Annotated in this window: 12 protein-coding genes and 1 pseudogene; 10 read left to right on the top strand and 3 right to left on the bottom strand. The window is 65.9% G+C overall.

Features of this window, described 5'->3' with window-relative positions:
• Position 1: 1 nt before the first annotated feature.
• Positions 2 to 2,836 (bottom strand): bifunctional diguanylate cyclase/phosphodiesterase, encoded by a 2,835-nt coding sequence (locus ACT89O_RS14490; protein WP_487262862.1) that lies wholly within the window; start codon positions 2,834 to 2,836, stop codon positions 2 to 4.
• Between the two features lie 270 nt (positions 2,837 to 3,106).
• Positions 3,107 to 4,243 carry an iron-containing alcohol dehydrogenase gene (locus ACT89O_RS14485; protein ID WP_487260415.1) on the bottom strand — a complete coding sequence of 379 codons (1,137 nt, stop codon included), beginning with the start codon at positions 4,241 to 4,243 and terminating at the stop codon, positions 3,107 to 3,109.
• 97 nt (positions 4,244 to 4,340) lie between these two features.
• Between ACT89O_RS14485 and ACT89O_RS14480 the strand changes: the two genes are divergently transcribed.
• The 4 genes and pseudogenes from ACT89O_RS14480 to ACT89O_RS14465 all read left to right on the top strand — a co-directional run bounded on the left by ACT89O_RS14480 (position 4,341) and on the right by ACT89O_RS14465 (position 8,488).
• Entirely contained in the window at positions 4,341 to 5,210 is an 870-nt protein-coding gene (locus ACT89O_RS14480) for a 2-keto-4-pentenoate hydratase (protein ID WP_436129125.1), read from the top strand.
• 62 nt (positions 5,211 to 5,272) lie between these two features.
• On the top strand, positions 5,273 to 6,235 hold the full coding sequence (locus ACT89O_RS14475) for an alpha/beta hydrolase (protein ID WP_487260414.1): 963 nt from the start codon (positions 5,273 to 5,275) through the stop codon (positions 6,233 to 6,235).
• 7 nt (positions 6,236 to 6,242) lie between these two features.
• The gene (locus ACT89O_RS14470; RefSeq protein WP_176886164.1) at positions 6,243 to 7,100 is read left to right on the top strand and encodes a YbgC/FadM family acyl-CoA thioesterase; all 858 of its coding nucleotides are present in this window, start codon (positions 6,243 to 6,245) and stop codon (positions 7,098 to 7,100) included.
• Positions 7,101 to 7,240: 140 nt separating this feature from the next.
• Positions 7,241 to 8,488 (top strand): annotated as a pseudogene (locus ACT89O_RS14465) (ISL3 family transposase).
• A gap of 58 nt (positions 8,489 to 8,546) precedes the next feature.
• Here the strand turns inward: ACT89O_RS14465 and ygfZ are convergent.
• A complete protein-coding gene (gene ygfZ, locus ACT89O_RS14460; RefSeq protein WP_487260413.1) occupies positions 8,547 to 9,455 on the bottom strand; it encodes a CAF17-like 4Fe-4S cluster assembly/insertion protein YgfZ in 909 nt (302 codons plus the stop codon).
• Positions 9,456 to 9,500: 45 nt separating this feature from the next.
• Here ygfZ and mltG point away from each other — a divergent pair, with 45 nt between their 5' ends.
• From mltG to ACT89O_RS14430, 6 genes are all read left to right on the top strand, one after another.
• A complete protein-coding gene (gene mltG / locus ACT89O_RS14455; RefSeq protein WP_370108275.1) occupies positions 9,501 to 10,487 on the top strand; it encodes an endolytic transglycosylase MltG in 987 nt (328 codons plus the stop codon).
• 20 nt (positions 10,488 to 10,507) lie between these two features.
• The gene (gene tmk, locus ACT89O_RS14450; protein ID WP_288850506.1) at positions 10,508 to 11,185 is read left to right on the top strand and encodes a dTMP kinase; all 678 of its coding nucleotides are present in this window, start codon (positions 10,508 to 10,510) and stop codon (positions 11,183 to 11,185) included.
• Positions 11,182 to 12,192: a DNA polymerase III subunit delta' gene (locus tag ACT89O_RS14445; RefSeq protein WP_487260412.1), complete on the top strand. Its 1,011-nt coding sequence runs from the start codon at positions 11,182 to 11,184 to the stop codon at positions 12,190 to 12,192. The genes tmk and ACT89O_RS14445 overlap by 4 nt, the downstream gene beginning before the upstream one ends.
• A 17-nt stretch (positions 12,193 to 12,209) precedes the next feature.
• Positions 12,210 to 12,569, top strand: a complete 360-nt coding sequence (locus ACT89O_RS14440) for a PilZ domain-containing protein (protein WP_010465538.1) — start codon at positions 12,210 to 12,212, stop codon at positions 12,567 to 12,569.
• A gap of 155 nt (positions 12,570 to 12,724) precedes the next feature.
• Positions 12,725 to 13,531 (top strand): TatD family hydrolase, encoded by an 807-nt coding sequence (locus tag ACT89O_RS14435; protein ID WP_487260411.1) that lies wholly within the window; start codon positions 12,725 to 12,727, stop codon positions 13,529 to 13,531.
• A complete protein-coding gene (locus ACT89O_RS14430; protein WP_487260410.1) occupies positions 13,528 to 14,202 on the top strand; it encodes an ankyrin repeat domain-containing protein in 675 nt (224 codons plus the stop codon). The genes ACT89O_RS14435 and ACT89O_RS14430 overlap by 4 nt, the downstream gene beginning before the upstream one ends.
• Positions 14,203 to 14,266: the final 64 nt, after the last annotated feature.

The following is a 14,266-nucleotide window of genomic DNA, read 5'->3' as shown; positions in this document are numbered from 1 at the left end:
CTCAGGTTGAGGCAGGCCGCCGCGCCGCCTCCTGCACCGCCCGGGCCGCATGGCGAGCAGCGTGCTCCCGGGCCCAGGTCAGCACCTCGTGCGCAGGCATGGGCCGTGCAATGCCAAAGCCCTGGGCGCGCTCGCAGCCCAGCTCCAGCAGCTTGGCGCATTGCTCGGCGGTTTCTACGCCCTCGGCCACCACATGCCGGTGGAAGGCGGCGGCCAACGCGACGATGGCGCTCACGAGTGTGAGGTCGTCGCCGTCTTCCAGAATGCCGCGCACGAACGACTGGTCGATCTTGATGGTTTCGGCGGGCAGGCGCTTCAGGTAAGACAGCGAGGAGAAGCCGGTGCCGAAGTCGTCCAGCGCAAAACGCACGCCCAGAGCCTGGCAGCTTTGCATCATGTGGCGCATGTACTGCATGTCTTGCAGGGCCGCAGATTCGAGGATTTCCAGCTCCAGGCGGGTGGGCGACACCTCGGGGCAGGTGTGCAGGATGTCCTTGAGCCGCTCCACAAAATTGGCCCGGTGAAAGTGGGGCGCGGAGATGTTCACGCTCACCTCCCACAGCATGCCGGCGTCCGTCCACTGCCGCATCTGTGCCAGGGCCTGGCGCAGCACCCATTCGCCCACTTCCACCTCCAGCTCGGCATCCTCGATCAGGGGCAGCACATGCTGCGGGCCCAGCAGGCCTTGCTCGGGGTGTTGCCAGCGCAGCAGGGCCTCCAGCCCCAGGATTTCGCCGGTGCGCAGGTTCACCTTGGGCTGGTAGTGCAGCACCAGCTCGCCCGCGTGCAGCGCCTGGGCCACGCGGGTCTGGCGGGTGTGCTGGGTCTGCACGGCGTGGTCCAGCTGCACGTCGAACACATGCATCTGGTTGCGGCCGAAGCCCTTGGCCTGGCACATGGCCTGGTCGGCGTGGCGCAGCAGGGTGTCGGGGTTGGCGTCGTCTTGCGGAAACACGGCCACGCCCACACTCACCGTGGTGTGCAGCACGCGGTCGTCGATGGCGTAGGGGGCGGCCAGCTGCTGCATGAGCACGTCCACACGCGCCTCGATGGCGGGTACGTCGGGCAGCTCGCCCAGCAGCAGCACAAACTCGTCGCCCCCCATGCGCGCCACGGCGTCCTGCGGCGTGATGAAGGCGCCCAGGCGCCGCGCGGTTTCCTTGAGCAGACGGTCGCCCACGCGGTTGCCGTGGGCGTCGTTCACGGTCTGGAAATGGTCCAGGTCGAGCATGCACACCGCCAGCAGCAGCCCTTTTTGCCGTGCCACGAAGATGGCATGGGTCAGCCGCTCGGCCAGGGCGGCGCGGTTGTACAACCCGGTGAGCGGATCGTGCCGTGCGTGCCATGAAATCTGGTGGCGCAGGTTGCGGGTTTCGGTCACGTCGCGGAACACCAGCACGCAGCCTGCGGCCGTGCCATCGCCCTGGCGGATCGCTGACGCGGTGTACTCGATGGCGTAGCGTTCGCCCGAGCGGTGGATCAGCACCTCGTGCGTGACCGGCTGCAGGGCGCCGGGCACGGTGTCCCGCTCGGCCGCAGAACTGGCGTTGCGGCTGGCAAGCTCTTCATACAGGCGAAACACGTCGTCCAGCTGCCGCCCCAGCGCCTGGTCGGCGGTGAAGCCGGTCATGAGCTGTGCGGCCTCGTTGATGGTTTCGATGCAGCCCGAGGGGTCGGTGGTGATCACCCCGTCGCCGATGGAGGCAAGCGTGACCTCGGCGCGTTCCTTCTCGGCGCGCAGGGCCTCCTGGGCGCGTTTGCGTTCGGTCACATCCACCAGGGTGCCAATGGTGCCGGCCAGCGTGCCCCGGGTGGTGGTGAATGGGGCCTCGTAGTAGGCCATGTCCCTTGGGGGCTGGTGGTTGGCGGGGTGCACGCGGATCTCGTTGTCCTGCGCCTGGGCGATCTGGGTGGAGCGCTCGGGCGACAGCTCCTGGGGATACGCGGGTGGCGAGGCCTGAGCGCTGCCAGCACCGGCAGGGGCATGAAAAAGCCGCTGCCAGGCGCAGTTGACTTCGAGGGTGACACCCTTCGCATCCCGCACGAACACCGGCAGGGGCAGGGCGTCGATCAGCTGGCGTGTGAAGTGCAGTTGTTCGCTTTGCTGCTGCTGGGTTTCGCGCAGCGACAGCACCAGCGACTGGACCTTGCCCGCCATGTCATTGAAGGTGGCCGCCATGGCGCGCGATTCGAGCGTGCCCGTCACCTCCATGCGCGTGTCCAGGCGGCCCTGGCGGAACGCATCGGTGGCTTCTGCCAGGCGGCGCAGCATGCGGGCATTGGCCCGCAGCAGCAGGGTGAGCAGCAGCAGGATGGTGAAAATGTTGAGGGCCGAGATGCGCAACTGCACCACCACCGTGCTCCAGACCTGGCCGACGAGGGGGGCCGCCTGCAGCGTCACCGTCAGGCGCCCGGAGGCCCCACCGCTGGACAACGCCTGGCTGAACTGTTGCGAGGGCGGTGCAATGTTCACCCATTGGGCAAACCAGTCTGGCGCGGTGGCGGGCAGGCGGGGCGCCCGGGCTTCGGTGGCGGGCTCGCTGTCCACCTGCCATTTCAGCGAATGGATGCCCGGCCCGAAGCTGGCAATCCCTTCGCTGAGCAGCGTGGCCTGGGCCTGGCGGTCCGAGGCGGGCAGGGCCGCCAGCGACGGCAGCAGCGCATCGCCAGCACGGCGCAGTTCGGTGGCGGCATGGCGGCGCACCTCGTCGGTTTCTGTGGCCACCAGGTAGTGGTAGCGCACCGTGCTGACCAGCACGATGATCAGCACGATAGGCACATACAGCCGGGGATAGGTGCCCCGCAGGAGCCAGGTGCTGAGATTTCCGGTGCGCATCGACAGTGGCCCTCCCCCCAGGGCCTGATCAAAGTCTCCGGGCAGCGCCAGAACGACATTGAACTGGCTCTCCACCAGGGTAATGAATTGTTAATTAATTGTTGACGAGTCGGAGTCTAGCGCGTAGTGAATCGCGTGAGATGGGTTTGGACAGCGCAATCCCGCAGGAGCGGCCACGGCAGGAAGGCTTCTATGTGCGTTGGAGGCGGCGGCACGCCAGGTGCTGTGGCGCCGCCGCAGGGAGATCACCAATACGCTTTGGGCAGGCCCTTACAGCGACTGCGCCAGCATGTCGCGGTATTCCTCGGGCGTGGCAATGCGCGGGTTGGTCTTGTGGCAGTGGTCGGCCATGGCGCCCTTGATGATGTCGTCGAACAGGGCTTCGGTCACTCCCATGGCCGCCAAGCCCGTGGGCAGGCCAAGGCGGGCGTTCATGTCGCGGATGGCCTCGGGGATGTCGCCCGCGCTGGCCAGGCCCATGGCGTGTGCCATGCGTTCCAGGCGCTTTTCCTTTTGCACCGATTCGGCCGTAGCGTTAAAGCGGATCACGGCGGGCAGGAACATGGCATTGAGCGTGCCGTGGTGCAGGCGCGGGTTCACGCCGCCCAGGCTGTGGCTGAGCGAGTGCACCGCGCCCAGGCCCTTCTGGAAGGCCATGGCGCCCTGCATGCTGGCGCTCATCATGTGCAGGCGCGCGTCGCGGTCGCTGCCGTTTTTGGTGGCCTGCTCGATGTTCGCCCAGCCGCGTGTGAGGCCATCCAGCGCGATGCCGTCAGCGGGCGGGTTGAACGCGGCGGACATGAAGGTTTCCATGCAGTGTGCAATCGCATCCATGCCCGTAGCGGCAGTGAGCATGGGGGGCAGGCCCAGCGTGAGTTCGGGGTCGCAGATGGCCGTCTTGGGCACCAGGTGCCACGAGTGAAAGCCCAGCTTGCGGTGGTCATCCACGATGATGATGGCGCCTCGCGCCACCTCGCTGCCCGTGCCGCTGGTGGTGGGCACGGCGATCAGCGGTGCGGCGCGCTCGGTGATGCGGGGTGAGCCGCCTTCGATGGTGGCGTAGTGGGTGAGGGGACCTTCGTGCGTGGCGGCAATCGCAATGCCCTTGGCGCAGTCGATGGCCGAGCCACCGCCCACGGCGATCAGGCCATCGCAGCCCTGGGCCTTGTACATTGCAACGGCGGCGCGCACGGCGGCTTCGGTGGGGTTCGACGGCGTCTGGTCAAACACCGCCACGGTCATGCCAGGCAGTGCGTCCAGCGCCTTTTGCAGCACGCCTGCGGCCTTCACGCCAGGGTCTGTCACGATCAGCGGACGTGTGATGCCCACACGCTCGCACTCTTGTTTCAGCAGCTTGACGGCGCCGAATTCAAACTGGATCTGGGTGACGTAGTAGATGAAAGCCATGGTGCAACAGGGTGTGTGAATGGGAGTGCCAGCGATTACGATAGCTCGCCAGCCCTTGAAACGAGTTCTGAGCTCACTTTATAAGGAGGAGACACGCGTGAAAACGAAGCAAACCCTGATGGCGGCCCTGGTAGCCGTCGCATCTGTGACAAGCGCCCAGGCCCAGTGCCTGACCGATGCGCAGGCCGCCGACCTGGTGGCCAACTATGTCGCCAAAACCCCCGCCGCCAACCCCGAGAACCTCACTGACGCCGACGGCGCCTGTACACGCGGCAAGGTCAACGCATTGCTGGCACAGCGCATGGGCAAGGTGATTGGCTACAAGGCGGGCCTGACCAACCCCGCTGTGCAAAAGCGCTTCAACACCGACAAACCCGTGTGGGGCAAGCTCTACGAAGGCATGGTGCTGCCCAGTGGCGCCACGGTGGATGCGGCCTTCGGTGCCCGCCCACTGTACGAGGCCGACATGCTGGTGCGCGTGAAAAGCGCCGCCATCAACCAGGCCAAGACCCCCATGGACGTGCTGGATGCCGTGGACCAGATCATCCCGTTCATGGAATTGCCCGACCTGATGGTGCAGGCGCCGCCCAAGCTCAATGGCGCAGGCGTGACGGCCATCAACGTGGGCGCGCGCCTGGGCGTGGCGGGTACGCCCATTGCTGTGCCAGCCTATCGCGGCGAGCGTTTTGCCATGCTGAAGGCGCTGGCCGACATGAACGTGTCGCTGACCGATGGCGCGGGCGCGCGCCTGGGCGGTGGCAAGGGCAGCGACATCCTGGAGCATCCGCTCAATGCCGTGGTGTGGCTGGCGGGCGCGTTGGCGCAAGAAGGCCTGGCCATGCAGCCGGGCGATCTGATCAGCCTGGGCTCATTCTCGCCCCTGCTGCCACCCAAGGCCGGTTTGTCGGTGACGGCCACCTACGATGGCCTGCCCGGCGCCGCACCGGTGCGCGTGACCTTCAAGTAAGCCACCGATGAGCGGCCCGCCGCCGTGCGGACCGTTTTCTTTTTTTGCCGAGACCCCAACCGTTGACCGACCTGCACATCCACCACACCCGTCTCACCCCCCAGATGCGCAGCGTTCTCGAACGCATGGCCCGCGCGGGGCACCCACCGCTGCACACGCGCACGCCGCAGGAGGCACGCATCGCTTACCAGGCGGGCGCGGATGTGCTGGAGGTGCCTAAGGCCGCGCTGGCGCGGGTGGAGGACCTGCAGATCCCCACCCGCGACGGCGCCATGCTGCCCGCACGGCTGTATGCGCCCAGCACCGACGCGGGCCTGCCCATGCTGCTGTACACGCATGGCGGCGGCTTCACCATCGGCAGCGTTGCCACGCACGACATCCTGTGCCGCGAACTGGCACGCCTTGCAGGTTGCATGGTCGTGTCGCTGGACTACCGGCTGGCGCCGGAGCACCGCTTTCCCACGGCCAGCAACGATGCGTGGGATGCGCTGCAGTGGCTGGCTGCCAACGCTGAGCGCCTGGGGGCCGACCCCCAGCGGCTGGCCGTGGGCGGCGACAGTGCAGGCGGTACGCTGGCCGCCGTCAACGCCATCCTGGCGCGGGATGCGGGCCTGCCGCTGGCGCTGCAACTGCTGATCTACCCCGGCTGTGCAGCGCACCAGGACACGCCTTCGCACACCACCTTCGCGCGCGGCCTGGTGCTGGAAGAGCCTGCCATCAGCTGGTTCTTCGGCAACTACGTGCAAAGCCGCGCCGAGCGCGAAGACTGGCGCTTTGCCCCGCTGCATGCCCCGGATGTCGATGGTGTGGCCCCCGCCTGGATCGGTCTGGCAGAGTGTGACCCGCTGGTGGACGAAGGCATAGCCTACGCCGACAAGCTGCGCCTGGCAGGCGTGCAAGTGGACCTGGACATCTACCGCGGCGTGACCCACGAATTCATCAAAATGGGCCGCGCCATCCCCGAGGCGCGCAAGGCCCATGCCGACGCAGCCCGTGCGCTGCGATTGGCCTTTGGAATGGAGTGAAGACAACATGCAACGCAACGAATTCCGCTGTTTCCACCGCCTGCGCGTGCGCTGGGCCGAGGTGGACATGCAAAAGATCGTGTTCAACGCGCACTACCTCATGTACATCGACACGGCCATGAGCGACTACTGGCGCGCGCTGGGTTTGCCCTACGAGGCGAGCATGCATGTGCTGGGCGGCGAGATGTATGTGAAGAAGGCCACGGTGGAATACCACGCCTCTGCGCGGCTCGATGACACGCTGGATGTGGGCCTGCGCTGCACACGCATCGGCAACTCATCCTGCCTTTTCACGGCAGGCATTTTCTGTGGCGACCGGTTGCTGATCTCGGCTGAGCTGGTCTATGTGTTTGCCGACCCGGCCACGCAGACCTCGCGCCCGGTGCCACCCGCGCTGCGTGCCATCTTCGAGGGCTTTGAGGCCGGTGCCGACATGGCCGAGGTGCGCACGGGCGACTGGAACACGCTGGGCCGCGATGCAGGCCGTGTGCGCACGGAGGTGTTTGTGCACGAGCAGGGCATTCCCGCCGAAATCGAAGCCGATGTGCACGACATCTCGGCCCGCCATGCCGTGCTCTACAACCGGCTGGGAATGCCCATTGCTGCAGGCCGCTTGCTGCAGCAGTCACCGGGTGTGGGCCGCATCGGCCGCATGGCCGTGGACCGCTCAGTGCGTGGTGCGCAGTGGGGGCGGCAGTTGCTGGATGCGCTGGTCGCCGCCGCCCGCGCCCGGGGCGACACGGAGGTGCAATTGCACGCCCAGCGCAGCGCTGAGGGGTTTTACCGCCGCGCCGGTTTCTCCGTGGTGGGTGAGCCTTACGAAGAGGCTGGCATTGCGCACATTGCCATGGCGCAGCGGCTGTAGTTGATTTTGCTATTAAAAAATGAGCTGCTTGCGCTTGATGGATAGGCGCTGGAGCCCATTTTTATGGCTCTCTTCCGTTTCGGGTGGAACACTACAGTTCAAATAGATCCATTGACACCCCCTGAACAGGAGCCCTCCCGATGCAAGAAGCGTTGTTCTGCCAAGCGTTGGGGCTGGCCGCGCCCTGGGCTGTGGAGCGTGTTGCACTGGATGTCGAGCGCAGCCGCATCGATCTGTACGTGGTCTGGCAATCGGGCAGTGCCGCCTGCCCCGTTTGCGCCGCAGCTGACCAGAAACTGCATGACCACCGCCAGCGCAGCTGGCGGCATCTGGATTTCTTTCAGTTCGAAGCCTACGTGCACTGCGCGCTGCCTCGCGTGTCATGCAGCGCCTGCAGCTCTACGACCCAGCTGAGTGTTCCCTGGGCGCGAGAGGGCAGCCGCTTCACGCTCATGTTCGAGGCTCTGGCCCTCACACTGGCCCGTGAGATGCCGGTGGCCGCATGTGCGCGCATCCTGCGCTGCGCGGACAACGCCTTGTGGCGCCAGATCGATGCCCACGTCGGCTTGGCGCGCGCCAAGGAGAGTTACGCGGGTGTGGCGGTCATCGGTATCGATGAGACCAGCTGCGCAAAAGGCCACAGCTACATCACCCTGGTGCACGATCTTGAGCGGGCGCGACTGATCTACGCCACACCCGGCAAGGATGCCAGCACGGTTCAGAGATTTACCGAGGACTTCAAGAGTCACCAAGGCAGGCCCGAAGCCATCCAGGTGGTGTGCATGGACATGTCCAAGGCCTTCATCGCAGGAACTGGCCAGCACTTGCCCCAGGCGGCGATTGCCTTTGATGGATTCCATGTGGTGCAGATGGCCAACCGGGCAGTGGAGGCAGTGCGGCGGGAAGAGGCCCGGGGCGAGCGCTGGCTCAAGAAGACTCGTTGGTGCTGGCTCAAGGACAAAGCCAGGTGGACGGACACAGAGCAGGCAAAGATGGATTGGCTGCCTCGCACCCGATTGAAGACCGCCAGGGCGTAGCGGATGAAGGAGGGGCTGCGGGACATCTACCGCAGTGCGCTCGCTCAGACTCAGGCTGCACAAAGCGAGCTGGCACTCAAAAAGTGGCTGCGATGGGCACAGCGCAGCCGCTTGCGGCCCTTCACTGATCTGGCCAAGACCATCCAGCAGCACTGGGCGGGAATACTCAAAGCGTTTGATGCCTCTCACCTGCACACCGGCTATGTGGAGGCGGTGAACTCACTGTTGCAAGCAGCCAAGGCCAAAGCGCGTGGCTATGGCACCACCGATCACTTCATCGCCATGGCGTTCTTGATTGCTGGCAAGCTCACTCACCTGCCAGGCAGTCCTTTGCGAAAAGCAAGGGCCTGACCATGGCTCTGGTGGGGAATGTGGCGTTCCACCCGAAACGGAAGAGAGCCATTTTTATTCAAATATCTTCGAGCAGCGCGTAGGGCAGCGGCAGCAGGGCCAACGCTACGCCGTCCGTGGCACCCACCTGCAGGCTGCCTTCCTGCGCGGCGCTGATCTGCAGCGACACAATGGTGTCGAATCCGCCGCTCGGCGCAGAAGCCACCTGCACCACGGTGCCGCAGGGCTGTTCCAGGTCTGCCGTGTTGAACACTTCGGCTCCCACTGCCACTTCGGCCGCCGCATGGGCGATGTAGGCCCGGCGCTTGAGCGTGCCCCGGAACTGGCTGCGCGCAACCACTTCCTGGCCGGGGTAGCAGCCCTTCTTGAAGTTCACGCCACCCACGGATTCATAGTTCAGCATCTGGGGCACAAAGGCCTCGACCACGGGCGTGGTCAGGGTTGCCACGCCGCTCTTCACCTCGCTCCAGAGCCACAGCGCGGCGTCCAGCGCGGGGCCTGCGGGGGCCGGGTCAACGGCCGGGGCCACCCACAGGGCCCGGGGCTGGCCATCGGCGGGGTACAGGTGGACCACCGACGCGGTGCCGATATCGGCCTTGGTCCAGGCGGGCTGGCTGACGTCGGGCACGGTGTCTCCGGCCAGACCGTACAGGGCAAAGTCGCTCGTGGCGTCGGTCAGCTTGGCCTTGGCGCGCAATACAAACATCGACAGGCGCTTGAGCGTGGGGGGCAGCAGGTCGCGGCTGCACACCAGCAGCACCTCGGTAGCGCTGCGCTTGAAGCCGATGAAGCTGGCCTGCATGCGGCCCTTGGCCGACAAAAAGGCTGCGAGGCGGGCCTGGTCCATGCCGAGCAGGGCGAAATCCTGGGTGAGCTGGCCGTGCAGAAACTTGGCGGCGTCTTCGCCTTCCACGCGAATCACGCCCAGGTGGGACAGGGGGGCAATGCCGTTCAGGGGGTAAGTCATCGCTGAATTATGATGCCCTGTTTCATACACACAGACGGCAGGGTTGTGCGACGTTTACTGGCTTTGATCGCGTTGGTTTTGATCGCATCCGGTGGTGCGGCTTTTTGGTGGCTGCACCAGCCGCTGGTGACCGGCAGCGAGCCTCTGGAGCTTGCCATCGAGCCCGGCACCACACCCCGGGGCGTCGCACGTGATGTGGTGGCTGCAGGCGCGCGCGTGGATGCCCGCATGCTCTACGCCTGGTTCCGCTTCTCGGGCCAGGACCGCGCCATCAAGGCCGGCAACTATGAAATCCCCCCTGGCACCACGCCCCGCAGCCTGCTGCAAAAGCTGGTGCGCGGCGAAGAGAGCCTGCGCGCCATCACCCTGGTCGAGGGCTGGAACTGGCGCCAGGTGCGCCAGGCGCTGGCCAAGGAAGATCAGCTCAAGCGCGACGTTGCCACGCTGACCGACGAAGCGCTGATGGCACAGCTGGGCCGCCCCGGTGTCCCACCCGAGGGGCGCTTCTTTCCGGACACCTACACCTACGCCAAAGGCTCCAGCGACATCGCTGTGTTGCGCCGGGCGATGCATGCCATGGACCGCCGCCTCGAAGCCGCCTGGGCGCAACGCGCGGCGGACACACCCCTCAAGTCCGCCGAAGAGGCCCTGATTCTGGCCAGCATCGTGGAGAAGGAAACGGGCAGGGCCAGCGACCGGGGCCAGATTGCGGGCGTGTTTGCCAACCGGCTGCGCGTGGGCATGCTGCTGCAGACCGACCCCACGGTGATCTACGGCCTGGGCGAGAAGTTTGATGGCAACCTGCGCCGCCGCGACCTGCAGACGGACACGCCCTGGAACACCTACACCCGCGCAGGCCTGCCGCCCACGCCGATTGCCATGCCCGGCAAGGCGTCGCTGTTGGCCGCCGTGCAGCCGGATGCCACGCGCGCCCTGTACTTTGTGGCCAAGGGCGATGGCGCCAGCCACTTCAGCACGTCGCTGGAGGAGCACAACCGTGCCGTCAACCGCTACCAACGCGGCCAGCAGTAGATTCTTCCACCAAGGTTTTCATGTCACGACCCGGTCTGTTCATCACCTTTGAAGGCATCGACGGTGCGGGTAAGTCCTCGCACATCGAGGGGCTGGCCACTGCCTTTCGGGCACAGGGCCGTGCTGTCACCGTCAGCCGCGAGCCAGGCGGCACGCCGCTGGCCGAGAAGCTGCGTGAGATGGTCCTCAACGACCCGATGGATGCGCTCACCGAGTCCCTACTGATCTTTGCGGCCCGCCGGGATCACCTGCGCAATGTGATCGAGCCCGCCCTGGCGCGGGGCGACGTGGTGCTGTGCGACCGCTTCACCGATGCCACCTTTGCCTACCAGGGCGCGGGGCGCGGCTTTGATCTTGATGTGCTATCAATATTGGAGCGTCTTGCGCAGACTGGACTTGCGCCAGAGGCAGATTTGATGCGTGAACCCGATCTGACGGTGTGGTTTGACCTGGCGCCGGAAGTGGCTGCAGAACGCCTGGCCGGTGCGCGCGTGCCCGACCGTTTCGAGGCCCAGCCTGTGGAGTTCTTCCGCCGCGTTGCCCAGGGCTATGCCGACCGCGCGGCTGCAGCGCCGCAGCGCTTTGCGCGCCTGGACGCGGCCCAAGACCGCCACCGCGTGTGGCAGCAGCTCACCAGCGTGTTTGTGCGCAAGGGGTGGCTGGCGATCATGGTGGCGTCCCAGGGGGGGGCGCAATGAGCGAGCCAACAGTGGCATTGGCGCCGTGGATTGCCGCGCAGCGCACCAGCCTGCTGGCCCAGCGCGGCCACGCGTGGTTGTTGCAGGGGCCATCGGGCCTGGGCCAGTACGCCTTGGGGTTGGAGCTGGTGCGGGCCTGGCTGTGCGATGCGCCCACAGAGCAGGGCGCGTGCGGCCAATGCAGCAGTTGCCACGCCATCGACGTGCGCACCCACGCCGATCTGTGTGTGCTGATGCCCGAGGTGCAGATGATGGCGCTGGGCTGGCCCTTGTCGGAAAAGGCCCAGGCGGACATCGACGACAAGAAGCGCAAGCCCAGTCGCGAGATCCGCGTGGAAGCGATGCGCGATGCGGTGGAGTTCTCGCAGCGCACCTCGGCGCGCGGCAAAGGCAAGGCGGTGCTGGTGTACCCGGCCGAGCAGATGAACCACATCACGGCCAATGCCTTGCTCAAGACCCTGGAGGAGCCGCCGGGTGACGTGCGCTTTGTACTCGCTAGCGAGGCGGCGCACCAATTGCTGCCCACCATTCGCAGCCGCTGCCTGGGCCACACCATGGTCTGGCCCGCACAGGACCAGATGCTGCAGTGGCTGCAAGGGCAGGGCATCGCTGCGGATGCCGCTGTGTCGTTTTTGCGGGCCGCAGGCGGGCGGCCCGACGATGCGTTGGCACTGGCGCGCTCGGGCCGCAGTCCACAAGCCTGGTCGGCCTTGCCGCAGGCGGTGGCCAAGGGCGATGTGACTGCCTTGGGAGACTGGTCGCCCGCGCAGGTGATCGACGCACTGCAAAAACTCTGCCATGACCTGTTGGCGGCCAGCGTAGGCGGCGCGCCGCGCTACTTTGCCCCCGCAGACCTGCCCAAGACGGTGCCGCCGTTGGGTGCTCTGACCCGCTGGTCGCGCGCACTGGCCAAGGCTGCACGCACGGCGGACCATCCTTTCAATGCTGGCCTCATGCTGGAGGCGCTTGTCGCCCAGGCGCGAAACACCCTACACTCCAAGCACTGAGCCGCACCCATCCATCCATGAGCAGTCCATCCACCGCCCCCCGCCCCAGCGTCATGCAGCTGGCCATCAAGGAAAAGGGGGCCCTGTACGCGGCCTACATTCCCTTTTTTGCCGAAGGGGGCATTTTTGTTCCCACCCAGCGGGACTACAAGCTGGGCGATGATGTCTATGTGCTGCTCACGCTGCCGGACGACACGCAGCGCTATCCGGTGGCGGGGCGCGTGGCATGGGTCACGCCAGCACGGGCTGCGGGCAACCGCACCCAGGGCGTGGGCATCCAGTTTCCCAAGGACGAAAAGTCGCGCCAGCTGAAGGCCAAGATTGAGGAGCTGCTGGGCACATCCCTGGGGTCCGACCGGCCCACCCAGACCATCTGAGCCTGGCGCCGCCACCGTGCCGACCTGCGTAGGCTGGTCGGCATTTTTTTATGGGCGCCCACGACGAGGGAGCGGATGGCGTATCTTTGCTCCAGAGCGCTGCGCCGCCTTTGACGGCCCGCGTTGCGCCCCAGAAACGACTAATTTGAAACCGCATGTTCACTGATTCGCACTGCCATCTCAATTTTCCGGAACTGGTGAGCCAGCTGCCCGCCATCCGCCAGGCCATGGCCGACGCACAGGTCACCCGGGCTCTTTGCATCTGCACCACGCTGGAAGAATTCGACGGGGTACATGCCCTGGCCATGGCCCACGACAACTTCTGGAGCACGGTGGGGGTGCACCCCGACAACGAAGGCATTGCCGAGCCGTCGGTGCAGGACCTGCTGGACCGTGCTGCCCTGCCGCGCGTAGTGGCCATTGGCGAAACGGGGCTCGACTACTACGGCATGGAAGACCGCAAAGGCGGGCGCAGCATCGCTGATTTGGAGTGGCAGCGCGACCGTTTTCGCAACCACATTCGCGCGGCCCGGGTGTGCGAAAAGCCCTTGGTCATCCATACGCGCAGCGCGTCGGACGACACCCTCGCCATCTTGCGCGAGGAAGGGGAGGATGGCCCCGGCAACCGGGCCGGCGGTGTCTTCCACTGCTTTACCGAATCGATGCAGGTGGCGCGTGCGGCGCTGGATCTGGGCTACTACATTTCTTTCTCGGGCATCGTGACCTTCAAGAGCGCCCAGGAGCTGCGCGACGTGGTGGCCTTTGTGCCGCTGGACCGCACGCTGATCGAAACCGACTGCCCCTATCTGGCGCCCGTGCCGTATCGCGGCAAGACCAACAATCCCTCGTATGTGCCCTATGTGGCCCGGCAGGTGGCCGAGACCAAGGGGCTGACGTTGGAGGAAGTGGCCGACGCCACCAGCCGCAACTTCGACTTTCTGTTCAAGGGAGTGACCGCATGATTTGCCATCGCCGCAATGCGCTGGCCACCCTGGCGCTGGGGCTTGCCGCCCCCAGCATCTGGGCCGGAGCCTATGAGGATTTTTTTGTCGCCATCCTGCGTGATGACGATGCTGCCATTGCCGCGCTGTTGCGCAGGGGTTTTGATCCCAATACGCGCGACCCGAAAGGGCAGGTGGGCCTGACCATCGCTTTACAGAATGGGTCGTCCAAAGCGTTTGCAGCGTTGCTGGCATCCAGCCAGGTGAACGTGGAAGCCCGCAATGCGCAGGACGAAAGTCCCTTGATGATGGCGGCCCTCAAGGGCAATCTGGAAGCCGTCAAGGCGCTGCTGGCACGCGATGCGGATGTGAACAAGACAGGCTGGGCGCCCTTGCACTATGCGGCCTCTGCGGGTTCGCGCCAGCATGTAGCCATCATCGCGTTGCTGCTGGAAAACCACGCTTACATCGATGCCACATCACCCAACGGCACCACGCCCCTCATGATGGCGGCGCAATACGGTTCCAACGAGGCCGTTCAGCTGCTGCTGGATGAGGGCGCGGACCCCACGCTCAAGAACCAGCTGGGGCTCACGGCCGCCGACTTTGCCTTGCGGGTGAGTCGTACCGAATCCGCCGACAAAATCGCCGCAGCCATCCGCAAGCGCCAGCCCAACCGGGGCCGGTGGTAGACGTAGCGCTGGGATCGGCCGTTGTCGCGCGCCGGTTAGCGCGCAATAGCACGCAATAGCACGC

Source organism: Acidovorax sp. NN32 (genome assembly GCF_057597245.1).
The sequence above is the reverse complement of the archived record's forward strand: the minus strand, read 5'-3'. Positions and strand labels throughout refer to the sequence as shown.

Bases quoted from the DNA above. Each gene is read 5' to 3' on its own strand.
- ACT89O_RS14470 (WP_176886164.1), top strand. From the start codon at position 6,243: ATGCAACGCAACGAATTCCGCTGTTTCCACCGCCTGCGCGTGCGCTGG.
- ACT89O_RS14430 (WP_487260410.1), top strand. From the start codon at position 13,528: ATGATTTGCCATCGCCGCAATGCGCTGGCCACCCTGGCGCTGGGGCTT.
- ACT89O_RS14440 (WP_010465538.1), top strand. From the start codon at position 12,210: ATGAGCAGTCCATCCACCGCCCCCCGCCCCAGCGTCATGCAGCTGGCC.
- ygfZ (WP_487260413.1), bottom strand. From the start codon at position 9,455: ATGACTTACCCCCTGAACGGCATTGCCCCCCTGTCCCACCTGGGCGTG.
- tmk (WP_288850506.1), top strand. From the start codon at position 10,508: ATGTCACGACCCGGTCTGTTCATCACCTTTGAAGGCATCGACGGTGCG.
- ACT89O_RS14435 (WP_487260411.1), top strand. From the start codon at position 12,725: ATGTTCACTGATTCGCACTGCCATCTCAATTTTCCGGAACTGGTGAGC.
- ACT89O_RS14485 (WP_487260415.1), bottom strand. From the start codon at position 4,243: ATGGCTTTCATCTACTACGTCACCCAGATCCAGTTTGAATTCGGCGCC.
- ACT89O_RS14490 (WP_487262862.1), bottom strand. From the start codon at position 2,836: ATGCGCACCGGAAATCTCAGCACCTGGCTCCTGCGGGGCACCTATCCC.
- ACT89O_RS14445 (WP_487260412.1), top strand. From the start codon at position 11,182: ATGAGCGAGCCAACAGTGGCATTGGCGCCGTGGATTGCCGCGCAGCGC.